Raw genomic sequence first — 25,299 nt, 5'->3', positions numbered from 1 at the left:
GACCGCGGCCAACTCCCCACCCAGCACACCCCGTCAACGACACACCCGATCAAACGGACACGCCACCGGCGAGTGAACCTGACCAAGCCCTACTAGTGCTGCGTCAGGCAACGTTCACCCCGTCGCGGCGCCCTGCACGCTCCCCCACTGCCTCAAGGGCGTGGGCGGTACCCCCGCTCGCCGCACCGGACGCCGCTCCTCAACGGGCAAACGTTGCCTGACGCAGCACTAACCCGCACCGGATCCGAAGGGTGGGGGCGGCATGCTCGCGGGCGTCACCCGGGTTCCGCGAAGAGGGTGCCGAACTCGTCGGGCAGGGCGCCACGCAGGTCCTCCGCCAGGCCGGTGTCCTCGGCCGCGAGCCGGCAGACCACCGTGCGCGCCAGGAACAGCGCCTGGTCGGGGGTGGCTCCCACCGGCCGGGCCACGTCGGCCAGCAGGTCGTCCAGGCGCGCGTCCGGGCCGGCCGCCGAGGCGCCGCCGCGGTCCAGCGCGCCGCGTTCATGGTCCGGCACGGCCTGCCGCAGGTGCTCCCGGCGCGGTCCGTCGAGGCGACTGCCCAAGGCCGCGAGGACCAGGTGCACGGCGGCGTCGGCGGCCTCCGTGTCGTCGAGCCGGCTCCGCGTCGCCACATCTTCCACCAGTTGCTGATGGCTGATCATGCTGCCTCCGCTGGTGAGGACGGGTGCTGCCCCCCTCGTGCGGTCCGCGCCCGAGGCCCGGGAGCCGCGCTGTGACGGGTGCCCGTCAGGCCGCCGCGTACACAGGAGCCGGCGCACACGTGGGTCCACCGGGCCGGCCGCCGTCGTGCGCCCGCCTCAGTACCACTGCGGGCTTCCGTGCGGATCCCGACCGTGAACCGGAGCCCATGCCGGGTCCGTGGCCGGAGCGTGAGCCGGGGCCTGTGCCACGGCCGAAGCGGGAACCGGGGCCGGAACCGGGGCCCGCAAGCTGCCGTAACGCTCCATACGCTGCCAGCGCAGCCTCGAGCCCGACACGGCGGTGAAGACGGACTGGATCACCACCAGGTACATCAGCTGCCGGTACACGAACTGCTGCAACGGCAGGCTCCACAGCGGACCGGGCCGTTCCCCGTCCAGACGGAACGCGTACAGGCCCATCACGAGTTGCAGCACCAGGAAGGCCAGCCACAGCCCGACGATCCGCACCGGGTCGAGGAAGAGCAGCCCGTACAGGGCGAAGAGGTCCACGACCGGCGCGAGCAGGGGCAGCAGCACCTGGAACAGGAAGAGGTAGAGCAGGCCCCGGCGGCCCAGTTTTCCGGCGGCGCCGCGCTGCACCAGCGCTCCCCGGTGCTTCCACATCGCCTGGAGCGTGCCGTAGCACCAGCGGTAGCGCTGCCGCCACAGGGCGCTCAGGGTCGCGGGCGCCTCGGTCCAGGCCACCGCGCCCTCCTCGTACACCACGCGCCAGCCGGCCCGGCACAGCGCCATGGTCAGGTCGGTGTCCTCGGCGAGGGTGACGTCGCTGACGCCGCCGAGGTCCAGCAGCGCCCGGCGGCGGAACGCGCCGACCGCCCCCGGCACGGTGGGCATGCACTCGGCGAGGTCGAACAGGCGGCGGTCGAGGTTGAAGCCGACCACGTACTCGATGTGCTGCCAGCGGCCCAGCAGGCCGCCGCGGTTGACGACCTTGGCGTTGCCGGAGACGGCGCCCACCCGGGGGTCGGCGAAGGGCTGCACGATCGTGCGGACGGTGTCGGGTTCGAAGACCGTGTCGCCGTCGACCATGACCACCAGGTCGCAGGAGGCCGCGGCGAGCCCGGTGTTGAGCGCGGCCGGTTTGCCCGCGTTCCGCTGCCGGATCACGCGGACCCACGGCAGCCGGAGCGACTCCACGAGGTCGGCGGTGCCGTCGGTCGAGCCGTCGTCCACCACGATGATCTCCACCGGGTGGTCCGAGGCGAGCAGCGACCGTACGGCCGCCTCGATCCCGGCGCTCTCGTTGTACGCGGGGACGATGACGCTGACCGGTTCGGTCACCGGCGGTTTCCAGGCCCGGCTCCGGCGCCCGGTCTGCAGGCGCCGGTGGCGCCGGGCGGCGATCAGCACGGCCGCCGCACGCAGCACGCTGATCACGCCGGCCGCGAGCATGAGCACGCCCAGCAGCCACACCAGCCGGTCGCCGGCCTGGAGCAGCTGGATGAGGGCCAGCCCCTGGAGGTGGTCGACGGTCGAGGCGGGCCGGACGGGGGAGGCCATGCCGACCGCGTCGGAGACCGTCGCGAACCCGAAGCCCTGTGCCTTGAGCCGGGGCACCAGGACGTCCAGTGCGGCCACCGTCTGCGACCGGTCGCCGCCCGCGTCGTGCATCAGCACGATCTGCCCGGCGGTGCCGTGCGGGGTCGCGTTGGCGAGGACGCTCGGCAGGCCGGGCCGCCGCCAGTCCTCGGCGTCCTTGGTCGTGAGCACCGTGACGTAGCCCTCGGTGTCCGCCTGCTTCAGTACGGACCAGTCGGCGTCGTCCAGCGCGGCGCTCTCGGAGGAGTACGGCGGCCTCAGCAGTGCGGTGGTGACGCCCGCGGCACCGGCGACCGCCAGTTGGGCCTCCCGCAGCTCCAGGGAGCGCTGCCATGGGGCGAGCCGGGCCAGATCGGGGTGGGTGAAGGTGTGGATGCCGATCTGATGGCCCTCGGCGACGATCCGGCGGACCAGTTCGGGGTGGGCGACGGCCTGGGTGCCGACGACGAAGAAGGTCGCGTGCACATGGTTGCGGCGCAACACGTCCAGGATGCGCGGCGTCCAGACCGGGTCGGGGCCGTCGTCGAAGGTGAGGGCGATGGTGCGGGCCTTCACCCGGGCGGTGTGCGCCGAGGTGGCGGCGTCGGCGATCACGGGACCGCCGTGGATCACGCCGCTGGGCACCGTCCCGCTCCGGCCGCGGGGGCCCGTGTCGTCGTCCGACGTGATGCCGAACATGTGATGGGTGTAGCCCTGCAGCAGGAGCGCCGCCGACAGGGACACCGCGAGCACGCTCAGCAGCAGCCAGTGAGTGCGGGGGGTGATCCTCCGGGTGCGGCTGTGGCCGCGCGGAGGCGTCGTGCCGTGTCGGCGGCGTTCGGTCACGGCGGGGCCCCGGCTCACTTCACCGGCCTGTGGGTCGATCCGACGGCGCGGCCCCTGGCGGAGCCGGCGGGGGCAGGGGTGGATCCGGCGGTCGGGTGCGCGGCCGGGGACGTGGTCCGGGTGGGCGCCGCGGTGGAGCCGGAGGTGGCCGTGGGGGCGGCGGGGGCCGCGGGCCCGTCGCTGGGGCCGGAGGTGCTCCGTGCCGTGGGTCGCGAGCTCTCCCGGGCCGCTTCGGGCTTCGTGCCGCCCGTGGAGTGACCGGCGCCGGGCGGTGCGGAGTCGGGTGCGGTGGCCTGCGGGGTGGGCCGGTGCGCGGAGTCCGTCTGCGGCACGGACGGAGAGGTGATGCCGGGGCCGCCCAGCACGGCGCTGACCAGCAGGGCGACATAGCCGCCCGCGGGGATCATCAGCAGCCGGACGGCGCGGAGCACGCGGCGCTGGCGCCGCCCCGAGGAGTCGACGAAGACCGGGGGCACCGACGCGCTCGCGGGCGCCTCCGGTCCCTCGACGGGGAGGCCGGGTGGTTCGACGTGGCGAGGCGGGACGGTGAGGACGTCACCGAGTGCGTCGCTGTGGGCGCCGCCCACCGGGTAGGTCCACTGCGGCTGCGTCGGACAGGGCGGGGCCGAGTCGGTGACGGTGGCGCCGTGGCCGTAGGCCTCACCGTGGCCGTAGGCCTCACCGTGGCCGTAGGCCTCACCGTGGCCGTAGGCCTGACCGTAGTCGTACGCCTCGTCGTAGCGGTACGACTCGTAGCGGATGTACGACTGGTAGTGACCGTACTCGTGACCGTGGGCGTACGCGGGGGCACCTCGGTACGGGTCCCCGGCGGGCGCTCCGTCGCTGTCGTCTCTCCACTGCACGCGTCGTGCCCCCTCGTCCCGGGCGACCGCCGCGGTCGCCCCGCTGGGACAGAGCGCACCGGGCCGGAAGTGTTACACCTCGCGGTACGGAGGGCCGGGACCCGGTGCAGTGGGCGGGGCCCCGGCCCCTCCGTCTCTCCGCGTCGCTCGCGGGGAGAGTCACAAGCGGCGTGGCATTCACTCAGCGCGGGACCGCCGTGGAACATCACCCGGTCGTGACCGGCGGTGACGTGAGGGGCCGTTGGTGCGCTGTGACACTTCTGTGGGAACGGACGCTGGTCACCGTAGGGGGGCCGTCGAGGCGACCGGAGCGCGACGGACGGCAAGGACTCGGTATGGACCGGTGCGAACGAGGACAGTCTTGGGCCAGGCACGGCAACCCCGGCGCGTGCCGGCGTACGACGGGGAACTGGGCGCGGCGGTCGCGCGGGCCCAGGACGGTGACGAACTCGCCTTCGCCGTGGCCTATCGGATCGTGCAGCCGGGCCTGCTCGGCTATCTGCGCGGGCTCGTCGGCGACGAGGCGGAGGACGTGGCGTCCGACGCCTGGCTGGAGATCGCCCGCGACCTCGGCCGCTTCAAGGGGGACGGGGCCGGGTTCCGGGGCTGGACGGCGACCATCGCCCGGCACCGGGCCCTGGACCATCTGCGCCGCAAGCGTGTGCGGCCCCGGTCGGGAGGGACCGAGCAGGACGTACTGGACCTGCCCGCCCCGCACAGCACCCATGACCAGGCCATGGAGTCGCTCTCCACGGAACGGGCGCTGGAACTGGTCCGCGGACTGCCGCGGGACCAGGCCGAAGCGGTTCTCCTGCGGGTCGTCGTCGGTCTGGACGGCCCGGCCGCGGCGCGCGTTCTCGGCAAGCGTCCGGGAGCGGTGCGTACCGCCACCCACCGTGGCCTGAGACGCCTGGCCGGCCGGCTGGGCGTGGGCGACTCGGCCGGTGAGGGTGTGACGGATGAAGCTTCCCGCACGCTGGGGGAGTCGAGATGAGCGAGAGCGGCAAGGGCGCCGCGCGCGACGACGACAGCAGGGCGCCGGCGGACGGTCGGCAGGGGCCCGGCACGCCGGACGGGTCGGGCCCGTCGGACTGGAACGGACACGGACATGGGTGAACGGATGAGCGGCGACGGAGGTCGGTACCGTCGGCGTACCCGCCCTGGCGGTGCCGTGTCCGGCCCGCTGGACGTGCGGGACACCGCCGCGCTCGAGACGGCGCTGGCCGCCGCCATCCGTGGCGACGCTCGACTCGACCCCGAGGCCGAGCAGCGGGCCGTGGCCGCCTTCCGGGCCGCCCGCGCCGCGGGCACGCACCAGGCCCGCACCCGGCGCCGGGACGACTGGCGGCAACCCGTGCGGCGGCGTGCCGGGCGCTCCCTGAGGACGACCCTCGGCGTGGTCTTCGCGAGCCTCACGCTCGGTGGGGTCGCGGTCGCGGCCATCGGTTCGGCCGGCTCGTCCACGGACGGTGCCGGGGAGGGCCGGAGCACCGCCCACCCGCCGGCCGCCCACCCCTCGGCCACCATCCCGGACGAGCAGGACGGGCGGACCTCGTCGGCGTCCTCCGGCGGCGCGGGTCCGACGGACCGCCCGGCTCCGGCCCAGGACACCGAGGCCCACTGCCGCGCCTACGAGAACGTCGGGAATCGCGGCAAGGCGCTGGACTCGACGGCCTGGAAGCGGCTCGTCACGGCGGCCGGCGGGAAGGACAAGGTCGCCGCGTACTGCGCCGAGCAGCTGGCACGGACGAAGCCCACGCCGGACAGGTCGGGTGGTGCCCGCGACGCGGCCGGCACGGGCGGCGGCGCCGGCGGCGCGGCCGGTACCGGCGGCACGGGCGTCGGCAGCCGTGCGACGGGAAGCGCCGCGGGGGGCCACGCCTCCTCCGGCAGCACAAGCGGCGGCACGGACGGCACCACGGGCAACGCGGGCGGGGACGGCCGGACGGGCGGCGGCGAAAGCAGTGCCGGCGGCGAGAGCAGTGCCGGCGGCGGAAGCAGCACCAGCGGCGGAAGCGGCCAAGGACACAGGTAGCGGAAGGCGCGGGCGGCAGGCGCGGAGGCCGTGCACCGTGCCGGGCGGCTTCCGCCATCCGTACCGGCAGCCGGACCGGCGCCTGACCCGGCACCCGGACGGGCTCAGGTCTCCCCCGGCTGGCACCGCGGGCACCACACCGTGCCCCGGCCCGCGACGCGGGTCCGGCGCAGGTGGGTGCCGCAGCGGGGGCAGACCGGGTCGGGATCGCCGCGGTGGCCGGTGAGCCACGAGTCGCGCGGCGGGACGCAGCCGGCGGCGACCGCGGCGCGCAGGGTGCGGCGCATCCGGGTGTACAGGCGCCGGAGGTCGGCCTCGGTGAGCTCGTGGACCGGGGTGTCGGGGCGCAGCCCCGCGCGCCACAGGATCTCGTCGGCGAGCAGATTGCCGAGGCCGGCGAGGACGGACTGGTCGATGAGGGCGGACTTGAGACGGCCGCGGCGCAGGGACAGCACGGCCTCGAACTCCTCGCGGCCGACCGCCATCGCGTCGGGACCCTGATGCTCCAGCCGCCGGGCCACCTCAGCGTCGTCGCGGGCGAGCCACAGACCCTGTAGTTTCCGCTGGTCGCGGTAGCGCGGCTGACGGCCGCCGGTCACGGTGAACAGCACGCGGTCGTGGGCGTCGGCCGGGTCCTCGGGACGGCAGCACACCAGCCGGCCGGTCATGCCGAAGTGCAGCATGAGGGTGGGGCCGTCGTCGGTCCGGGCCAGCAGCCACTTGCCGTGCCGCTCCGGCTCGGCGAACCGCCGGCCCTCCAGCGCCTCGCGCAGTCGCCGCACGCCGAACCCGTGCAGGACACCCGTGTCACGCACCTCGACGCGCTGGACGACCCGCCCCTGCGCGCAGGACGCGAGCACCTGGCGGAACCCCTCGACGTCCGGCAGCTCAGGCACGCCCGCCGTCCTCACGGGCCGGGTGCGGCCCCGCGGGCGGCGGCGGGACGGCCGTCGCCGTCAGGAGACGGGCGTCCGGTGGAACCCGCACGCCCGACAGAAGGCTCCCCGCCGACAGGGCGAGCGCGGCGGCCTCCCCCGGGAGCACCCACAGCGCACCGCGCAGGTACTCGCCCGCCACCGCGGCCCGGCCACCACGCCGCACGTTCCGCATCTCCGCCCGCCTCCCGCCTGCCTCCGACCGTCCGCTGTCGCTGTCGCTGTTGCTGTCGCTGTCGCTGTCGCTGTCGCTGTCGCTGTCGCTGTCGCTGTCGGCAGGATTCCCCCGCGCGGCGCCTGCCCGCGTCGACGCGTGCGCACCTCCACCGGACGGACCACCGCACCTCCGCCCGGCGGACCGGTCGTGCGCGGCGCCGGGGTGGATGGGCCGGGATGGACGGGCCGGGTCAGTCGTCGGCGCCCGCGTGGGCCTGCGTGAGCTGCTCGGCGGCCTCCTGGTAGGCCTGGGTGGCGCGGTCGAAGTAGTCGAAGAGGACGTCGAGTTGCTCGGGTGTGTAACCGTCCAGGATCCGGCCGACCGTCTGCCGTGCGGGGGCCGTCACCCGGTCGAGGTCGGCCGGCGTGGCGATCGGCTCGACGATGACCTTCCGCCGGTCCCTGCCGTCGGGCACGCGGCGGACGTAGCCCGCCTGCTCCAGCCGGTCGACCAGGCGGGTGGTCGGCCCGGTCGTCAGGCCCGCGCGGGCGCCCAGCCCGCCCGGGGACAGCGGCCCCGACAGCCGCAGGATGTTCAGCGCGTACAGGTCGGTCGCGCCGAGCCCGCAGGCCCTGGCGCTCGCCTGGCCGTGCAGCATCACGGCACTCAGATAGCGGCGGTAGGCCGCCTCACTCGCGTCGGATCGCTGCGGCGGCGTTGACACTGGCTCACCCACTCCATGAGCTCTTCCCCGGCGTGTCCGGCGAAGAGGCACCTGCTGTACACCCGTTGCCACGGCACTTCCTACCCGCCGTCGCCGCTACTCGATCAGGCCGGACGCCCACTGTGCCCATTCGCGCCGCATCGCGTTGAACCTCAGGCCGTACTCCAGGACCATCCGGCCGTACACCGACAGGTTGCCGTCCTCCCAGTCGATGGATTCCATCAGGGCGCGCAGGTCCTCGCACGCCTGGTCGGACAGGTCGACCAGCTCGGCCAGATAGCCCCGCGCCTGCTCGGGCGTCAGGACGCCGAGGAAGAACACCCGCAGCATCATGTCGCTGCGCACGGCGCGCTGCGGTCCGGTCTCGGTCAGCCAGTGCCGCAGCTCGGCCATTCCCTCGTCGGTGAGGGCGTACTCCTTGCGGCCGCGCGGCCCCTCGGCCGTCACCGCGATCAGTCCGGTGTCCGCCAGCTTGGTCAGCTCCGTGTAGATCTGGCTCTGTGTCGCCGGCCACACGTTGGCCAGCGACGTCTCGAACAGTTTCAGCAGGTCGTAGCCGCTGGCGGGGCGCTCCGAGAGCAGGCCGAGCAGCGCGTGTCGAAGGCTCATGCCCTCACCCTACATTCCAATATTGACATGTCACTAGCTGACGTTCTAGTTTCGACATGTCAGAAAAGAGCCCGGCGAGCGACGCCGAAACGGAGACCTCATGTCGTACCTGCGCACCTTCCTCCCGTGGATAGTCTTCGCCGTGCTGCCCTCCGGAAGCTGGCAGTGGGCCGCGCTGGCCGCCCTGGTGGTCGCGGTGGCGGTGATCGCCCAGCAGGTACGGGCCGGGGTCGGCCTCGACGCGCTGATCATCGAACTGGGGTCGGCGGTCTTCTTCGCCGTCCTGGCCGCGGTCGCCTTCGCCGACCCCCATTCGGGCGTGCACGACTACTCCGCCGCCCTCTCCTCGGGCACGCTGGCGGTCATCGCCGGGATCTCGCTGGCCGTCGGACGGCCGTTCACCCTGGGCATCGCCAAGCGCACCACCCCGCGCGAGGTCTGGGGGCTGAAGCCCTTCATCCGGACCAACGTCGTCATCACCGCCGTGTGGACCGCCGCGTTCGCCCTGACCGCCGTCGTGCTCGCCCTCGTCGCGCACGCCGGGCACGGCCACTCGGTCTCCGCCGTCGTCATCCAGATCGCCGGCTTCGTGGTCCCGATGGTGTTCACCGTCCGCTACGTCGCCCACGTCCAGGCCAAGGCCGGTCAGCTCGCCCGGTGACCCGGCCGGGGGCCTGCCGCCACTCGCCCCGGCGCACGGCACGACAGGTGCCCGTGAACACCGGGAACGCGGCGGACCCCCCTCACCCGAAGCCCGCGAGGGAACCCGTGGTCCGGCTGCTACCGTCTACCAATCTGCAGACATGCACCCATCGGACAATCCGACGTTCCGAGGATTCCACCTCTGCGTCGCCGAGCGTTCGTCCAAGCGCTCGTCCGCACGGAGCAACCGGCCCGGAGATCCACCTGATGACGACTTCCTCCCCGACCGCCCTGGCGCTCGACGGCGCGGCCATCGACGGCGGCCTCTACACCGACGTCACCGACTTCGCCCGCCACACGCAGTGGCTGAACGGAACCGCGGAGGCCTACTCCTCCGTCGGCATGGGAGTGTTCGTGGTCCTCCTGCTCGCCGCCTGGTGGGGCGCCCGGCGGCAGGGCAACTCGATCATGGCTGCCGTGCTGGCGACACCGTTCGCCGTCGTCATCGCCTACGCGGTCAACACCGGGGTCAAGGACGTCTTCCAGGAGCCGCGCCCCTGCCGAGCCCTTCCCCACGACTTCCTCATCGAGGCGTGTCCCCCGGTGGACGACTACGCCTTCCCCAGCAACCACACCACGGTCGCCTTCGCGTTCGCGATCGCGCTGCTGATCGTCAGCCGGTGGCTCGGCTCCATCGCCCTGCTGGCGGCCGTGGCGATGGGCGCCTCACGGGTGTACGTCGGCGCCCACTACCCGCACGACGTCGGCGCGGGCGCCTTCGTCGGCAGCGTCGTCTCGCTGATCGTCGTTCTGCTGGCCTTCCGGTTCTGCACGCCCCTGGTTCAGCGGTTGCGCGGCGGAGCACTGCGCCCACTGCTCGCCGCACAGCCGTCCTGACCGACCCCGCCCAGGCCCCGTCAGTCCCCGGAACTCCCCGGACCCCCCGATCCTGCCGGACCCCCCGGACCGCCGCTGTACGCCCGCGTACAGCGGCGGTCCCGGCGTATCAGCACACAGGTGCAGACGGCCACGATCAGCACCGCCGCCGTGAGGGGGACCAGGAAGGGCGTCATCGCGGTCACGGCCGCCGTCACCGCTCCTCCTCCGGGCCGGGCGCGCGCCCCGTCCGGTGGGCGACGGCGGCCGTGAGCGCGGACTCGACGGCCGCCATGCGGTCGGCGAGCAGCGACAGGGCGGCGGTCGCGCGGGTCAGGGGCTCCTCGGCGGGGCCGCCGAGGTCCCGGGCGCGGACGTGGGCGGCCTTCAGCTCGGCCCAGCGCCGGGCCTGTTCGGGCGTGAGGGTGCCGCGCAGCTCGGCCAGCTTCAGCAGGTTGGCCTCGGCGCCGCCGGACAGGGTCTGGGCCTCCGCGGTGAAGTGGTCGTCGAGCACGGCCGCCAGCTCGGCCTCGTTCATGACCGGCCGGATCCGCTGGGCGATCTTGTTCATGGTGCGGTAGGACCCCTGGAGCCGGAACGGGGGCTCGGTGCGTGTGGCGTCGGACCGGGCGGCGGAGGCGATGTAGGCGGCGTTGACGGCGAGGACCGTCTCGCGCGCGGCGAGGAGATGACGCAGCACCGAGACGACCTGGTCCAGCTCGGCGGGCGCGTAGGGGTGGGCGAGGCGGTCCGCGCGGGCCGTGGGGTCGCCGTCCGCGAGCCGGAGCAGCAGGTCCAGGTCGGCGCGGTCGCGCCCGGCCAGCGGGGCGAGGACCGGGTTCGCGGTGAGCGCGTTCTCCAGGAAGCTGACCGCGAAGACGTCCTCCTTGCCGGTCAGCACGTCGCCGAGGTTCCACACGTCGGCGCGGTTGGCGAGCATGTCGGGCACGCGGAAGCGGTCCCCCGACTCGGTGTAGGGGTTGCCGGTCATGCAGACCGCGAAGCGCTTGCCGCGCAGGTCGTAGGTGCGCGGCTCACCGTCCCACACGCCGTCCACGCGCCGGGTGGCGTCGCACAGCGGGATGAACTTCTGCAGCAGCTCCGGCGAGGTGTGCTGGATGTCGTCCAGGTGCAGCAGGGTGTTGTTGCCCGCCGCCAGCGCGAAGTTGATCTTCTCCACCTCCTGCCGGGCGGTGGCGTTCGGCGCCTCGGCCGGGTCGAGCGAGGTCACGGCATGGCCCAGTGCCGGGCCGCTGACCCGCACCATCATCAGACCGAGGCGGTCGGCGACGTACTCCATCAGCGTCGTCTTGCCGTAGCCGGGCGGCGAGACGAGCAGCAGCAGGCCGCCGGTGTCGGTGCGCCTGCCCTCTCCCGCCGTGCCCAGCTGACGGGCCAGGCTGTCGCCGACCAGCGGCAGGTAGACCTCGTCGATCAGCCGGTTGCGGACGAAGGCCGCCATGGAGCGCGGGCGGTGCTCGTCCAGGCGGAGCCGGAGGCGTTCGGCGCTCACCAGGGCGCTGCGGCGCCGCTGGTGAGCGCGGAAGGCGGGCACGTCGCGCTCCGCGAACCGCTTCGTGCGGGCCAGGAACTCGTCCACGCGCAGCACCAGAGTGCGGCCGGTGAGACGCGGATGGCTGCCGAGCAGCCCCTCGGCCACGGTCACCACCGGGGCGTCCGACTCGTGGCGGGTCAGGCCGGGGCACAGCTCGGCCGCCACCGCCTCCGCCAGGTCGCCCGCGGTGACGTCCGCGCCGGTGGCGTCGGCGTACGCGGTCAGCCACGCCCCGGCCAGCTGGCGTCGCGCGGCCGGCTCGTCGAGCACGGCCAGATCCTCCTCGTACGCCGAACCGTCCACCGTACGACGGAACTTGTCGAGCAGGGTGCGCGCGCCGGCACTGATGACGAAGCCCTCGGGCCCGGTCGTCAGCTCCTCGAAGAGGTACGCCGCCGCGGCCCCCGCGAGGTCCTCGGCGGTGGCCGGTACGCCGTCCTCCGCCGCCGTCGGCAGGCCGCCGTCGGTGGCCCACCACCGGTCGATCGCCCCCGACAGCTCCGCCTCCAGTTCTTCCACCGCGGTCCCGGCCGCCGGACCGAAGGTGTCGCGCGCCCGGGCGAGGGAGACCGCGCGCCGGGTCCAGGCGGCGCGGGCGGCCGGCGTGGTGCCGTGGGACCAGAAGAGCTGGGCGGCGGCACGTGCGGCGGGCTCGTGGCGGAGCACGCCGGCCTGCTCGTGCAGGGGCAGCAGGGCGGCGAGGATCACGGTGGCGTCGTGGTCGTGGACCCCGCGCTCGTAGCCCTCGTCGTACGCGTCCGCGGCCGCCCGGCGCACCAGGGCGGACAGGTCGTCGGCCGCCGCCAGGGCGGCCGGCCCGTGCTCGCGCAGCAGCCGGGCGGCCAGGTGCTCCGCGCGGTACACCTCGGGGGACTCCGAGGGCAGCTGCCGGTCCCCGTGGGCGCGGGTCGCGAGGAAGTCCGGGTCGGTGACCGGGCGGCGGTAGTCGGTGCCGGTCAGCGCGAAGGCGAGACCGTCGCCGTCCGGGACCAGGGTCAGGTCCAGGGGCTGGGTGGTGACCGCGAAACGGTGGGCGCCCAGGCGGATGGTGCGCCCGCCGTCGGCGTACAGGTCGGAGCGGTCGCGCAGGGCGCGGGCCGCCTCCTGTCGGGCGGCCTTCAGCCGGCCGTCCAGCTCCTCGGCCCGCACCGGGTCGCCCAGTTCGCGCAGCTCCTCGGCGCTGCGCCGAACCTTGGCGACCATCGGGTCGGAGGCGAAGTAGGTGCTGACGGCCTCGGCGTCCGCGAGCGTGGCCGCCCGCCGGGCGACCGTCTCCAGGATCCGGGCGGCGGCGCCGGCCAGCTGCTCGGCGCGGCGGGCGCGAGCGTCCAGGAGGGCCTGCCGACGGGCGGAGAAGGCGTCGTAGACCTCGGTGCGCCGGGCGGCCAGTTCGTCGAGGAAGTCGTCGAACTCCGCGAACCTCGACTCCAGGTTCTCCAGCCCGACCAGCGCGCCCGCGAGCTGCTCGTCGCACGCCTCGGGGGTGTCGGCCGCGGCGAGCGCGCCGGTCACCGCCTGCCCGAGCAGCGCGAACTCCGCGGCGAACTCGGCGCGCCCCTCCCGTTCGCCCAACTCGCGGCGGCGAGCGTCGAGCAGGGCACGGGCCCGGTTGGCGCCGCCCAGCACCTCGGCGATCCGCTCCAGCACGGAGGTGCGCACGGTGGCGTCGGCGATGTCGAGCCCGGCGACGACCTCGGTGACCGTGCGCAGCGCCTCGGTGAGTTCGTCGAGCCGGGCCGCGACCGGCCCGGCCTCGGCCACGCTCGCGACGGACTCGGCGTCCCCGACGAGCCGTTCGACGTCGCGGTGCTGCTCGGCGAAGGTGTCCTCGCGGGCCAGCTGGGCGACCGCACGCCTGCCGAACGCGGCCAGGTCCGCCTCCGCCTCGGCGGCGAGCTCGTCGATGCGGGCGGCGTCGGCGTACCGCGCCTCCTTCAGGGTCAGCAGGTGTCCCTGCGCCTGCCGCAGTTCGGTCAGTCCGCCGACCCAGGCGGCGGCCCCGCGCGGCGTCTCGCCGCGCAGCCGGCGCACCACCGCGGCGAGCCGCTCCGCGGCCTCCTCCAGCGCCTCGGCGGCCCTTCGGCTCAGGTCCTGCACGGTCCGGAACTCGGCGAGCACCTGCTCCGCCGTCGCCCGTACGGCCTCCAGCGGGGTCCGCAGGTCCCCCAGCTCGGCCTCGCCCAGCCAGTGGTGGGTGTCGGCGGCGCGCACGCACGCGGCGGCCAGCGCCTCGTACACCTCCGCCGTCGGCGTCGTCTCGGCGACCGCGCGGCTGATCGCCAGGCAGTCAGAGATGCCGCGCACCAGGTCGGCGTTGCCGACGCGGGCCAGCGGGCCGGTGCCCGCCCCCGCGGCGGCGTGGGTGTCGGAGACGTACGGAGAGGTCCACAGTTGGACCGGATGGACCCGTGCGGGCTCCCCGGCGGCTCCCTTGGGGTCGGCGCGCAGCGCCAGCAGCGCGCCGTCGTCGAACAGGTCCCAGCCCTGGCAGGTCAGCGGGTTCGCGACCTCCTCGCGGATGGTGTTGTACGACAGCAGCAGGCCGCGTCCCTGGGCGCGGGCATGGAAGGCGTACAGCACGTCCTCGCCGTAGGGGGAGCGCACCTCGCGCTCGAACTCCAGGCCGGTGGTGTCCAGTTCGTACGTCTTGTACGCCCCGGTGGCCAGGCAGTAGCCGCCCGCGAAGACGATGCCCTTCTCCTCGGGGAGGCGGCGGCAGCCCTGCCCGATGCCGTCGAGGCGGACCACCGTCCTGGTGAGCGTGTTGAACACCAGGTAGCGGTCGGCGTCCTCCTTGTACGGGCGGATCCGCAGCAGGATCAGCGCGCCCACCCGCGCGTGCGCGACGGCGGCGTCGGCGAGCGCCTGCAACGGCTCCTCGACCGGCTCGCTGTGGATGCCCTCGCCGGTCTCGGTGTCGTCCTCCGTCTTGATCGTCAGGGCGCCGCCGACGGTGGAGACGTACAGCTCGCCGCGCACCCGGACGTGCGGGTGGCGGCCCAGGACGTGGTCCTCCCGGGTGGCCTCGGTCCACGCGAAGTCATGGGCGGGCGGGGGAACGTGGTCGCGTTCCCCGCGCGCGTCCAGGAAGGCGGCAGCCCGTGCGTCGTCGGCCAGGTCCCAGCGCAGCGCCCGGATGTCGTCGGCCTTCTCCCCGGTGCGGAAGACGGCCAGCAGCCGTCCCTCGACGCGGTGCAGGCGCAGCAGCCGGGCCTGCCGGTAGTAGCGGTGCAGGGCCCGGAACTCCCGGACGAAGGCCGGGTCGTCGAGCAGACCGGGGACGGCATCCTCGGGCAGCCGGTTCAGGTCGCGGTCGTACAGCGCGAGGACGTCGCCGACCTCCGGCTCGGCCCGGCCGCCGGGCGCGGGGCCCGCGGTGTGGCAGCCGAACAGCAGCCGGTCGCCGACGGCGACGACGTCCGCGGGGACGCTCGGGTGCTCGGTACGCAGCCGGCCGGTGCCGGTGAGGTCGAGCCGGGTGGCGCCGAACTCCTCGGCCCTGCGCGCGTTCAGCGCCTCGGCGCCGCGCGCGAGCTCGGCGGCCTGCGCGGTGAGCCGGTCGCGCAGCACCTCGTACGTGCCGCTGTCCACGGCGTCGTGAGAACCCGTCTCCAGGGCGGTTGCCATGGATGGTGCGTCCCTTCGGAAGGAGGTGGGGGCCTACGGTCTGCGGCCGCGCGTTCAGGGCGGGGGACTGGGGCGGCAAAGTGGGCCGGGTGCCCGGGGCAGCAGATCCGGGACCGAGAGCACGGGGCCCCGGAAGCCGGAGCCCGGGGCCGACGACCCGGCCTGGAACCCTGGCCCTCGGCCTGGGGGTTCCGGCCGACGACCCGGCCCGGAGTCCGGTGCCGGGGCCCGGCCCCGCAGCCGGGGCGAGGAGCTGCCGTCCCCTGTGCGGCAGCTCCGGCGGCCCCGGCCGTCAGGCCCGGACGGTGCCGTTGGCGGCACCGAGGGCGGTCAGCGGGGTGTCGGACAGGCCCAGCTCGCCCGCGCGCTCCAGGAGCTCCTGGAGCCGACCGGCGTTCGCGCCGCCCGACTTCATCAGCTTCATCAGCAGCGCCGACACCGTCAGGTCGCGCACATCGGCCGTGGAGACCGAGCCGAGGACGCGGCCCAGGTCGTCGGCGAGGCTGGCCGAGCCGTCCAGGTAGGGCTTGGCGAGGGCCTGTGCGGTGCCGGAGTGCTCGACGAACCCGTCGACGCCCTTGCCCAGCGAGATCGCGGAGACCAGCCGGTCGAAGAAGACCGAATCACCGCCGACGATGTCGATGTCGGCGTTCTCCAGCCCGGTCGCCAGGACGGTCGCCTGCGCCTCGGCCACCTGGCGCTGCACCTCCAGACCGGCGAGGCGGATCTCCTTCTCGGCCTGGAGCCGCAGCCGGTACTCCTCGTGTCCGCGCGAGGCTTCGTCCAGGGCGGCCATCGCCGCCGCCTTCTCGGTCAGGCCGGCCGCCTCCGCCTTCAGCTTCTCGCCGATCGCGGTGGCCTCGGCGAGCGCCTTGGCCTGGGCGCCCTCGGCCTCCGCCCGCAGCCGGGCCTCGGTCGCCTCGGCCTCCGCCCGGCCGGCCTTCTCGACGACCTCGGCCTCCTTGTCGCGGACCTGCACGGCGGCCAGTCCCTCCGCGGCGGCCTCCGCCTGAACGCCCTCGGCCAGCCGCAGCTTGGCCCGCGCGTCGAGGTCAGCGGTCTTCAACCGGGCTTCGGCGAGGGTGAGTTCCTCGGCGGCGCGGTGGGTGGCGGCCTGCTCGGCCGCCTCGGCGGCCTTGATGTCCTTGACCAGCTTCTCCTGCGCCTCGGCCTCGGCGGCGATGATCACGGCCTGCCGGTCGCGCTCCGCCTGCTCGACGGCGCGCAGCTTCTTGATGGACTCCTCCTGCTCGGCGACCGTACGGTCCACGGCCACCCGCTCGCGCACGACCTCGGCGATCTCCCGCTTCTCCGCCTCCACCTCCTTGTCGGCGGCGATCTTGGTCAGCTGGGTCTCCCGTTCCCGGGCGATGACCTCCAGCAGCCGGTCCTTCTCGATGCGCTCGTTCTCCACGGCGATGACCCGCTCGCGGTTCTTGGCGGCGACGGCGACCTCACGGGCCTGGTTCTCGCGCTGCACCCCGAGCTGCTCCTCGGTGCGCAGGAAGGCGCTCTGCGACCGCAGCCGCTCCTCCTCCACCACGCGGGCCGTCTCGGCCTCCTCCCGCGCCCGGGAGGTCTCGATCTCCCGCTTCTGCTTGATCTCGGCGTCCGCCTGCCGGCGCTCCAGCTCCAGAATGGCCTCGCGCGCGTCGACGTTCTGCCGGGTGATCTCCTTCTCCTCGCTGCGCTGCGCCTCGTTGGTGCGCACGTGCTCGACCGCCGTCAGCTCGGTGATCTTGCGAATGCCCTGTGCGTCCAGGACGTTGGCCGGGTCCAGCTGGGACAGCGGCGTCTGCTCCAGGTAGTCGATCGCCGCGTCCTCCAGGTGGTAGCCGTTGAGGTCGACGCCGATCAACTCGATGATGTGGAAGCGCAGTTCCTCGCGCTTGGTGTACAGGTCGGTGAAGTCCATCTGCTTGCCGACGGTCTTCAGCGCCTCGGAGAACTTGGCGTGGAACAGCGTCTGCAGCGTGTCCTGGTGGCTGGCGCGCTCGGTGCCCACGGACTGGGCCACCTTGATGACGTCCTCGACGGTCTTGTTGACCTTCACGAAGAACGAGATCCGGATGTCGGCCCGGATGTTGTCCCGGCAGATCAGCCCGTCCCGGCCGGAGCGGCTGATCTCGATGGTCTTCACCGAGATGTCCATGACCTCGGCCCGGTGCAGCACCGGCAGCACGACCTGCCCGGTGAAGGACACGTCGACCTTCCGCGTCCTGGAGACGATCAGCGCCCTGCCCTGGTCCACCTTGCGGTACAGCCGGGAGAAGACGAACAGCACGAGCAGAACGAGAATCAGGCAGGCGGCGGCAAGCGCGCCGATGACATCCATGGTGTACGTCCTTCACGGTACGGAAAGAGAAGGCGGGTTGGCGCACTGCGCCCAGCGCGCCGGCGGCCGCGGAGCCGCGATCGTGGTTCCCCCCTCTCCCCCGTGCGGCCCGCGGTGCCGGGCTCCGGTTCCTGCCGGAGCCCGGCACCGCGGGGCCCCGTAGTGCTCCCCACGGCCATGATGCCCAGCCACGGACACGCCGCGCATTGCCGGTTTCCGGCAGTGTTGGCCACGCCCTCGGTGCCAGCGCGCCGCCACGAAACCGTCAGCGGGCCGTCAGGATCGCGGCCTCCGGCTCGACGCGGTGGGGGGTGAACGCGGAGGCGGCCACGGACGCCCGCGCCTCGAGTCCGGTCTCAGGACCGGGAGTCGGCGTTGTCGACGCCGACTGCCGGTCGGTACGGGGCCTCCTGATGTCGCGTCACCTCGATGTCGTCCAGCGTGATGCCGTGCCGGACCAGGCCGTGGCCCAGGCGGCGAGGTTGCGGCGGTGCAGGACGACGGTGACGGCTCCGTAGGCGGCGGAACCGAGGGCGATGACGGACAGGGCGGCGAGGAGCGCCCATCCCAGGGCGCGGCTGCGGATCTGCTCGGCGGTCAGGGGCGGGCCGTGGATGCCGCCGTGCGCGTCGGCCCAGACGTCGACGGTGCTGCCCGCCCGCAGGCCGGGCGGGACGTCCGTCGTCGCGCTGCGGGTCCGTCCGCCGGCGTCCGTGAAGCGGACCCCGGCCGGGTAGCGGGTCCTCATCTCCTCGGCCGAGCCCGGCTCCGGATGGCGCGGGACGTCGTGGAGGAGGACGGCGGTGGTGTGCCGCCGGGTCTGCGTCTGCCGTTCGGCGGTGTGCGTGTAGTGGCGGTGCGCCGCCTCGGCCACGAGGTACGCCGTGGCGGGCGCGGCGGCCAGGACCGTCGGCAGCAGCACGAGACCGAGCCAGGCCCGGAACAGGTCGGTGCGGCGGCGCAGCGGGTTGCGCCGCAGTCGCCACGGCTTGATGGCCGTCCTCCTCTCATCGGTCCGCGGTGTGTGGAGACGGGGGTGCGGTCAGCGCGGGTGCGGGACGGGGTGCGGTCAGCGCGGGTGCGGGACGGGGTGCGGTCAGCGTGGGTGCGGGGCGGGCGGGGCGGACGCGGTGAGCGACGGGTGGGTGTGGGCGGCGTGCAGGAGGGCGGCGGCGCCGCGGACGGCGGCGGTGTGGGACGCCGCGACGGCCTTCAAGGGGGCGTGCAGCCGGTCGGTGAGGTGGTAGGTGATCTCCGGGCGCAGGGCGCCGCCGCCCGCCAGCAGCGGGCCCCGGTGCAGCGCGTCGAGGGTGAGCGACGTGCGGTCCTGCCGCAGCATCGCGGTCACCATGCCGGCCACCGCCTCACTGATCCGCGCCGGGGGGACGGTGTCCAGGTCGGTCGTGCCGAGCGCGGTGCGGCGCGCGTCGACGACGGCACCGTCCGACAGCAGCACCACCTCCGTGATGTGTGCACCGATGTCGACGACGAGCAACGGCCGGGACAGGTCGGCGCCCGCGCCCAGCGCGACCGCCCGGGCGCCGGGCACGGTCAGCACACTGCGCGGCCGCAGCACCTTCAGGGCCGTACGGGCCTCGGCGCGGTAGGCGACGCCGTCCAGCACGGGGGCGGTCATCACGATCAGCGGGCGGGTGAAGCGGGGCAGACGGTGGGCGAGCAGACGGTCCAGCATGCGGGCGACGCCCGGGGTGTCGACGATGGCGCCGCGCTGGATCGGGTACACCGCGCCGGCGCCGGGGAAGGTCACCGTGGGGACGTCCAGGACCAGGCCCCGGCCGCTGATCCACGCCCGGGTGCGGGCGCTGCCCATGTCGAGGGCGACACCGCAGCACTGCCGGCACAGCGGCCACGGCCGGTGGCGCACGGCGAAGCCGGCCGGGTCACGGGGGCGGCGGGCGGTGCTCACCGGCCGGCCTCCCTGACCTGCTGGCAGCGCGCGCAGTGGCGGGCCTGCGGCACGATCTCCAGCCGTTCCCGCGCGATCGGCCGGCGGCACAGATGGCACCGGCCGTAGCTGCCGTCGTCCATGCGGGCGAGGGCCGCCTCGACGTCGGTGAGGACCATCCGGGCGGAGGCCGCCAGTTTGACGCTCACCTCGACCTGCGCGGCGGCCTGCCGCCGGCGCAGGGCGTCCACGCGGGAGGGCGCGGCGGCCGTGATCTCCCGCAGCTGTTCCTGCCGGAACAGGCGCTGCTCGTGCAACTGCTCGCGGAGCGCGGCGAGGTCCTCGGGCGTCAGATGGGCGGACGTCGGATCTGGGTCGCGGGCGTCGATGGTCTGGTGGTTCACCACTTCACTCCTCGGGCAGGGCGGGAGACGAGTGACGGCAACGGCGGGCGACGCCGGGGTCGGATGCCGGACCGTGGTCAGGCGGGCCGGCGCAGGCAGGAGACGCAGTGGCTGGTGTACGGGAGGATCTCCAGGCGTTCCGCGGGGACCGGCTCGGCGCAGCCCCGGCAGACCCCGTAGGTGCCGTCCTCGATCCGGGCGAAGGCCTCGTCGATCTCCTTGAGCACCCGCTCGATGGCCTCCCTCTGCGCGGAGAGGAGGTGCTCGTCCGCCGTCTGCCCGGCCGCCGTGAGGGCCTCCAGCTGGACCAGCCGGGTACCGCGGGCGTGCTCGAGACGCTGTCGGGCCTCGTGGGCGGTCGGACGCGGCGGGCGGGGCTGGGTCCGGGCGGCGTCGAGCGACATGACGGGGGCTCCTTTCGGTACGGCCTGTGGCCTGTGCCTCCACCCTGGTCGCACGGGCGGTCGATTCCCATCGGGTCCAGACCCCATTTGCGGGAGGTCCGAGGACCCACTCCGTACGGAATGGGTAGGCCGTACCCCGCCGAATGGGCGCCATGACCCATCGACCTCACCGGCGGGAACGGGCAGGCTCGACCGGGAACAGGGCCCGCGACTCGTCCGGCTGCGAGATGCCCGACAGTGGAGGCAGACAGGCCGCGTCACATGAGGAGGAACAACCCGGTGTCCCTGTTCTGGCGGATCTTCGGGCTGAATGCCGTGGTGCTGGGTACGGCGACCGCGCTGCTGCTGTGGGCGCCGGTGACCGTGTCCGTCCCGGTGGTCCTCACCGAGGCGGTCATCCTGGTGGGCGGCCTGGTCGTGATGCTGGTCGCCAACGCCGCGCTGCTGCGCTGGGGCCTGGCCCCGCTGGACCGGCTGACCAGGCTGATGACCACCGTCGACCTGCTCCGCCCCGGCCAGCGGCTCCCGGTGGGCGGCGGCGGGGAGGTCACCGAGCTGATCCGCACGTTCAACGCCATGCTCGACCGGCTGGAGTACGAGCGGGCCACCAGCAGCGCCCGTGTGCTGCTCGCCCAGGAGGCCGAGCGGCGCCGTATCGCCCAGGAACTGCACGACGAGGTGGGACAGAGCATGACCGCGGTCCTGCTGGCGCTCAAGCGGGCCGCGGACCAGGCCGAGGCCCCGCTGCGCGACGAACTGCACCAGGTGCAGGAGATCACCCGGGAGAGCCTGGACGAGGTCCGCCGGCTGGTGCGCAGGCTGCGGCCCGGCGTGCTGGACGACCTCGGCCTGGTCAGCGCGCTGACCTCGCTCACCTCGGACTTCGCCACCCACACCGGGCTCAGGACGGTGCGCCGGTTCGACCCCGACCTGCCCGCCCTGGAGCCGGAGACGGAGCTCGTCCTCTACCGCGTCGCCCAGGAGGGTCTGACCAACGCCGCCCGCCACGCGGACGCCGGACGCGTCGAGGTCGCCCTCACGCACGGCGACGGCACCGTGGTGCTGGACATCACCGACGACGGCCGGGGCATCAAGGCGGCGTGCGAGGGCGCCGGCATCCGCGGCATGCGCGAGCGTGCCCTGCTCATCGGGGGCGCCCTGGACATCACCGACGCCCCCGGCACCGCCGGCTCCGGCTCCGGTGGCCGCTCTCCCGGCACCCGCGTCCGGCTGACCGCCCCCGTCGCCCCGTCCGCCGCCGCGCCCCTGCCCGGCAATCCCAGGAAGCACCGTTGACCATGGCAGACCCCGCGCGGACCACGATCCGCATCCTGCTCGCCGACGACCACGCGCTGGTACGCCGTGGCGTGCGGCTCATCCTCGACCAGGAGCCCGACCTGGAGGTGGTCGCGGAGGCCGGTGACGGCGCGGAGGCCATCGAGATGGCCCGCGCCCACGACGTCGACCTCGCCGTCCTGGACATCGCCATGCCCCGTCTGACCGGCCTCCAGGCCGCCCGTGAACTGGCCGCCCTCAAGCCGGACCTGCGGGTGCTGATGCTCACCATGCACGACAACGAGCAGTACTTCTTCCAGGCGCTGAAGGCCGGAGCCGCCGGCTACGTGCTGAAGTCCGTCGCGGACCGCGACCTGGTCGCCGCCTGCCGGGCCGCGATGCGCGACGAGCCGTTCCTCTACCCGGGCGCCGTCACCGCGCTCATCCGCAACTACCTCGACCGCGTCCGCCACGGCGACGAGACCCCCGACCAGGTCCTGACGCCCAGGGAGGAGGAGGTCCTCAAGCTGGTGGCCGAAGGGCACTCCTCCAAGGAGATCGCCGAGATCCTCTTCATCAGCGTCAAGACCGTCCAGCGCCACCGCGCCAACCTGCTCCAGAAGCTGGGTCTGCGCGACCGCCTGGAGCTCACCCGGTACGCCATCCGCGCCGGCCTGGTCGAGCCCTGACCCCGCGACCCTGACAACCCGACAACCCCGACCACGCAGCCACGACCGGGCCCACGAGAGGGGGCGGTGCATGCACCGGGCGCCACGCGCCGCCGCCCCGAGGGCGCTCACTCTGCTCGCGGCGGTACTGCTCACCCTGCTGGGCCTGCTCACCGGGTTCGCCACGAGCACCACCAGCACCACCAGCACCACCAGTCTCAGCGCCGCGAGCAGCGCGGGCGGCCCGTGGCCGTCCTCACCGCCCCCCGTCCACGCCGCCCCGGTCCTCGCCGGACAGCCCGAAGCAGCACCCCCGGCCGGCCGGCAGGCCGCCGCACCCCACACCCCGCCCCACGCCGGCGACCAGTGCCCCGACACCTGCGCCGTCCAGGCCGGCGCCCGCCACGAACTCCACGGCGAGCGCCCCGGCCAGCCGGTCCACCTCGCCGTCACCCCCGACGCCACCGCGGCCCCCGCGCCCGCCCCCGCGTGGACGCCGCCGCCCCGCGCACCCGCCCCGGCCTCTCCCGGCCACCCGGTCCCCGACCGCGGACGGGCCCCGCCCGCACCCTCCGGCACCTGACCCCTCACTCCCCATCCCTTCAGGCCGCCGGAGGCCCTGTTGATCCGTTCCGACCGGGTGAGGGCGCTGTTCGCCCTCGCCGTCATCGCCGTGTCCGTGTACCTCGCCGTGACCGTGCCCGTCCGCCTCGGACTGGATCTGCGCGGCGGCACCCAGATCGTTCTCGAGACCCGCTCCACCCCGACCACCGAGGCCGACCGCGCGGTCACCGACCGCACCCTGGAGGTGCTGCGCGGGCGCGTCGACGCGCTGGGCGTCGCCGAGCCGACCCTCGTCCGCTCCGGCGCCCACCGGATCATCGTCGAACTGCCCGGCGTGCAGGACCCGAAGCAGGCCGCCGACGTGCTGGGCCGCACCGCCCAGCTGTCCTTCCACCCGGTGCTCGGCCCGGCCGGCGCCGGGGCGCCCGCACCCGCCGGGTCCGGGGAGCGGGTGCTGCCCGACGAGTCCGGGCAGCGGCTGCGCCTGGGGGCGTCCGCCATGACCGGGAAGGACGTCGAGGGTGCCGACGCCCGGTTCGACCAGGAGACCGGCGCCGGCTGGCACGTCACCGTCGACTTCGACCGCGCGGGCCGCGACCGCTGGGCCGAACTGACCGCCGACGCCGCCTGCCGTCCGGTCGGCGACCCCACACGCCGGGTCGCCATCGTGCTGGACGACCGGATCATCTCCGCGCCGCAGGTCGATCCGTCGGTCGCCTGCGGCACGGGCATCGCGGGCGGCTCCACCCAGATCACCGGCTCGTTCGACGACAGTGAGGCCCGCGAGCTGGCCCTGCTGATCAACGGCGGCGCACTGCCGGTGCCGGTCGAGACGGTCGAACAGCACACCGTCGGCCCCACCCTGGGCGCCCGCGCCATCACGGCCAGCGCCTGGGCCGCGGTCGTCGGCACCGCGCTGACCGCGTTGTTCATCGTCGTGGTCTACCGGCTCGTGGGCGCCCTCGCGGTCGTGGCGCTGCTCGCCTACGGGTTGATCTCCTACGCCGCGCTGGCCGCGCTCGGGGCCACCCTGACCCTGCCGGGGCTGGCCGGTTTCGTGCTGGCGATCGGCATGGCGGTGGACGCCAACGTGCTCGTCTTCGAACGCGCCCGCGAGGAGTACGCCGCCCGCCGGCGGCCCAGCCCGCGCTCGGCGCTGACAGCCGGTTTCCGCAACGCCTTCAGCGCGATCGCCGACTCCAACGTCACCACGCTGATCGCCGCCGTGCTGCTGTTCCTCCTCGCCTCCGGGCCGGTGCGCGGCTTCGGCGTCACCCTGGGCATCGGTGTCGTCGCCTCCATGATCAGCGCCCTGGTGGTCACCCGGGTGCTCGCCGACTTCGCCGCCTCCCGTCCGTGGGTGCGCCGGCGTCCCCGCGTCACCGGACTCGCCACCGCCGGCCGGGTGCGCGAGGCGCTCGTGCGGCGCGACCCGCGGCCGATGCGCCGGCCGCGCCGCTGGCTGGCGGCCTCCGCCGTCGTGCTCGTGCTCGCCGCGTCGGGCATCGCGGTGCGCGGCCTGGAGTTCGGGATCGAGTTCACGGGCGGCCGCCTGATCGCGTACGAGACCCCGCACGCCGTGGATCCCGAGCGGGCCCGCGACGCGCTCGCGGACGCGGGACTCCCGCACGCGGTGGTCCAGTCCGCCGGTGACACGGGGCTCACCGTACGCGCCGGGCAACTGACCGACGCCCAGGTGGACACGGTCACGCGGACCATCGGCGCACTCGGCGGCGACGGCGGCGGTGCGAACGGCGCCCAGGACGGGGACGGCGCCACGACGGCCAAGGTGCGCGACGAGCTGATCGGCCCGAGCCTGGGCGAGGAGCTGCGCCGCAACGCCCTGATCGCCCTCGGGGTGGCCCTCGGCGCGCAGCTGCTCTACCTCGCCGCCCGCTTCCGCTGGCTGTTCGGCACGGCCGCGGTCGCCGCCCTCGCCCACGACGTGGTGATCCTGGTCGGCGTCTTCGCCTGGCTCGGCAAGCCGCTGGACGGGGTGTTCCTCGCCGCGCTGCTGACCGTGATCGGCTACTCGGTCAACGACTCCGTCGTCGTCTTCGACCGCGTCCGCGAACTGCTCCGGCGCGACCGCAAGGCGCCGCTGTCGCAGCTCACCGATCGCGCGATCGTGCAGACCCTGCCCCGGACCGTGAACACGGGCATGGGCGCGGTGCTGATCCTGGCCTCGCTGGCGCTGCTCGGCGGGGAGTCGCTGACGGACTTCGCGCTCGCGCTGCTCATCGGCCTCGCGGTCGGCACGTACTCCTCGGTCTTCACCGCGGCTCCGGTCGCCGTCACGCTCCACGGCCACGAGCACGGTGGCCGTCGCCCGCCACGGCCACCGGCGGTGCGCGCCGCCCAGCCGCGCCCCGCCTCGCGCCGAGGTTGAGGCCCGCCCCCGCGTGGTGCCTCGCGCCCGCGGCCGGGCCGCACTGCCCCGGCGTACTCCACGCAGGTCACCGGTGCGCTGAGACGAACGTCGCCCGGCGTGTGGGAACGCGCCGGGCCGCAGCCGGGTCCATACGGTTGTGCGCACGGAGTGGGGAACTGCTTCGAGGAGCCGAGCGGTGGTCCAGGTGAACCGGAAGTACCCGTACGGGCGCGGGGCGCCGGCCCGGCTCGGGCGCCTCGTCG

Annotated in this window: 21 protein-coding genes; 8 read left to right on the top strand and 13 right to left on the bottom strand. The window is 74.4% G+C overall.

The features are described 5' to 3' along the window. Positions 1–275 precede the first annotated feature (275 nt). The 3 genes from ACWDUZ_RS16820 to ACWDUZ_RS16810 all read right to left on the bottom strand — a co-directional run bounded on the left by ACWDUZ_RS16820 (position 276) and on the right by ACWDUZ_RS16810 (position 3,949). A complete protein-coding gene (locus tag ACWDUZ_RS16820; RefSeq protein ID WP_451632558.1) occupies positions 276–662 on the bottom strand; it encodes a DUF2267 domain-containing protein in 387 nt (128 codons plus the stop codon). A 156-nt stretch (positions 663–818) separates the two neighbouring features. Next, a complete protein-coding gene (locus tag ACWDUZ_RS16815) occupies positions 819–3,086 on the bottom strand; it encodes a bifunctional polysaccharide deacetylase/glycosyltransferase family 2 protein (RefSeq protein WP_451632557.1) in 2,268 nt (755 codons plus the stop codon). 14 nt (positions 3,087–3,100) lie between these two features. Beyond that, positions 3,101–3,949, bottom strand: a complete 849-nt coding sequence (locus ACWDUZ_RS16810; protein ID WP_451632556.1) for a hypothetical protein — start codon at positions 3,947–3,949, stop codon at positions 3,101–3,103. A 361-nt stretch (positions 3,950–4,310) separates the two neighbouring features. Here ACWDUZ_RS16810 and ACWDUZ_RS16805 point away from each other — a divergent pair, with 361 nt between their 5' ends. Both ACWDUZ_RS16805 and ACWDUZ_RS16800 read left to right on the top strand, forming a co-directional pair. Continuing rightward, a complete protein-coding gene (locus ACWDUZ_RS16805; RefSeq protein ID WP_451632555.1) occupies positions 4,311–4,943 on the top strand; it encodes an RNA polymerase sigma factor in 633 nt (210 codons plus the stop codon). A 177-nt stretch (positions 4,944–5,120) separates the two neighbouring features. Beyond that, entirely contained in the window at positions 5,121–5,984 is an 864-nt protein-coding gene (locus ACWDUZ_RS16800; RefSeq protein WP_451632554.1) for a hypothetical protein, read from the top strand. A gap of 104 nt (positions 5,985–6,088) precedes the next feature. Here ACWDUZ_RS16800 and ACWDUZ_RS16795 read toward each other — a convergent pair whose 3' ends face one another. From ACWDUZ_RS16795 to ACWDUZ_RS16780, 4 genes are all read right to left on the bottom strand, one after another. Then, positions 6,089–6,880: an Fpg/Nei family DNA glycosylase gene (locus ACWDUZ_RS16795; protein ID WP_451632553.1), complete on the bottom strand. Its 792-nt coding sequence runs from the start codon at positions 6,878–6,880 to the stop codon at positions 6,089–6,091. After that, positions 6,873–7,094 carry a hypothetical protein gene (locus ACWDUZ_RS16790; RefSeq protein ID WP_451632552.1) on the bottom strand — a complete coding sequence of 74 codons (222 nt, stop codon included), beginning with the start codon at positions 7,092–7,094 and terminating at the stop codon, positions 6,873–6,875. Before ACWDUZ_RS16790 ends, ACWDUZ_RS16795 begins: the two co-directional genes overlap by 8 nt. A gap of 232 nt (positions 7,095–7,326) precedes the next feature. Then, positions 7,327–7,800 carry a MarR family winged helix-turn-helix transcriptional regulator gene (locus ACWDUZ_RS16785; RefSeq protein ID WP_451632551.1) on the bottom strand — a complete coding sequence of 158 codons (474 nt, stop codon included), beginning with the start codon at positions 7,798–7,800 and terminating at the stop codon, positions 7,327–7,329. Positions 7,801–7,896: 96 nt separating this feature from the next. Beyond that, a complete protein-coding gene (locus tag ACWDUZ_RS16780; RefSeq protein ID WP_451632550.1) occupies positions 7,897–8,409 on the bottom strand; it encodes a PadR family transcriptional regulator in 513 nt (170 codons plus the stop codon). A gap of 100 nt (positions 8,410–8,509) precedes the next feature. Here ACWDUZ_RS16780 and ACWDUZ_RS16775 point away from each other — a divergent pair, with 100 nt between their 5' ends. Continuing rightward, on the top strand, positions 8,510–9,070 hold the full coding sequence (locus ACWDUZ_RS16775) for a hypothetical protein (RefSeq protein WP_451632549.1): 561 nt from the start codon (positions 8,510–8,512) through the stop codon (positions 9,068–9,070). A gap of 248 nt (positions 9,071–9,318) precedes the next feature. Then, positions 9,319–9,948 (top strand): phosphatase PAP2 family protein, encoded by a 630-nt coding sequence (locus tag ACWDUZ_RS16770; protein ID WP_451632548.1) that lies wholly within the window; start codon positions 9,319–9,321, stop codon positions 9,946–9,948. 193 nt (positions 9,949–10,141) lie between these two features. On the opposite strand, the gene ACWDUZ_RS16765 is transcribed toward ACWDUZ_RS16770, so the two are convergent. The 6 genes from ACWDUZ_RS16765 to ACWDUZ_RS16740 all read right to left on the bottom strand — a co-directional run bounded on the left by ACWDUZ_RS16765 (position 10,142) and on the right by ACWDUZ_RS16740 (position 20,158). After that, on the bottom strand, positions 10,142–15,109 hold the full coding sequence (locus tag ACWDUZ_RS16765) for a DNA repair ATPase (protein ID WP_451632547.1): 4,968 nt from the start codon (positions 15,107–15,109) through the stop codon (positions 10,142–10,144). A 292-nt stretch (positions 15,110–15,401) separates the two neighbouring features. After that, positions 15,402–17,444 (bottom strand): SPFH domain-containing protein, encoded by a 2,043-nt coding sequence (locus tag ACWDUZ_RS16760; RefSeq protein ID WP_451632546.1) that lies wholly within the window; start codon positions 17,442–17,444, stop codon positions 15,402–15,404. Positions 17,445–17,865: 421 nt separating this feature from the next. Next, on the bottom strand, positions 17,866–18,423 hold the full coding sequence (locus ACWDUZ_RS16755) for an Rv1733c family protein (protein ID WP_451632567.1): 558 nt from the start codon (positions 18,421–18,423) through the stop codon (positions 17,866–17,868). Between the two features lie 117 nt (positions 18,424–18,540). Further along, positions 18,541–19,371, bottom strand: a complete 831-nt coding sequence (locus ACWDUZ_RS16750; protein ID WP_451632545.1) for a rod shape-determining protein — start codon at positions 19,369–19,371, stop codon at positions 18,541–18,543. Next, on the bottom strand, positions 19,368–19,757 hold the full coding sequence (locus tag ACWDUZ_RS16745) for a TraR/DksA family transcriptional regulator (RefSeq protein WP_451632544.1): 390 nt from the start codon (positions 19,755–19,757) through the stop codon (positions 19,368–19,370). Before ACWDUZ_RS16745 ends, ACWDUZ_RS16750 begins: the two co-directional genes overlap by 4 nt. Positions 19,758–19,831: 74 nt before the next feature. Next, positions 19,832–20,158 carry a TraR/DksA family transcriptional regulator gene (locus ACWDUZ_RS16740; protein ID WP_451632543.1) on the bottom strand — a complete coding sequence of 109 codons (327 nt, stop codon included), beginning with the start codon at positions 20,156–20,158 and terminating at the stop codon, positions 19,832–19,834. Positions 20,159–20,437: 279 nt separating this feature from the next. Between ACWDUZ_RS16740 and ACWDUZ_RS16735 the strand changes: the two genes are divergently transcribed. The 4 genes from ACWDUZ_RS16735 (at position 20,438) to secD (ending at position 25,054) form a co-directional block, all read left to right on the top strand. Beyond that, on the top strand, positions 20,438–21,454 hold the full coding sequence (locus ACWDUZ_RS16735) for a HAMP domain-containing sensor histidine kinase (protein WP_451632566.1): 1,017 nt from the start codon (positions 20,438–20,440) through the stop codon (positions 21,452–21,454). Positions 21,455–21,456: 2 nt separating this feature from the next. Beyond that, a complete protein-coding gene (locus tag ACWDUZ_RS16730) occupies positions 21,457–22,122 on the top strand; it encodes a response regulator (RefSeq protein ID WP_451632542.1) in 666 nt (221 codons plus the stop codon). A gap of 70 nt (positions 22,123–22,192) precedes the next feature. Next, complete coding sequence (locus ACWDUZ_RS16725; protein ID WP_451632541.1) at positions 22,193–22,684, top strand: hypothetical protein; 492 nt, start codon at positions 22,193–22,195, stop codon at positions 22,682–22,684. A gap of 39 nt (positions 22,685–22,723) precedes the next feature. After that, entirely contained in the window at positions 22,724–25,054 is a 2,331-nt protein-coding gene (gene secD / locus ACWDUZ_RS16720; protein ID WP_451632540.1) for a protein translocase subunit SecD, read from the top strand. The last annotated feature ends 245 nt before the right edge of the window (positions 25,055–25,299 follow it).

This window comes from Streptomyces sp. NPDC003393 (genome assembly GCF_053589015.1).
The sequence above is the reverse complement of the archived record's forward strand: the minus strand, read 5'-3'. Positions and strand labels throughout refer to the sequence as shown.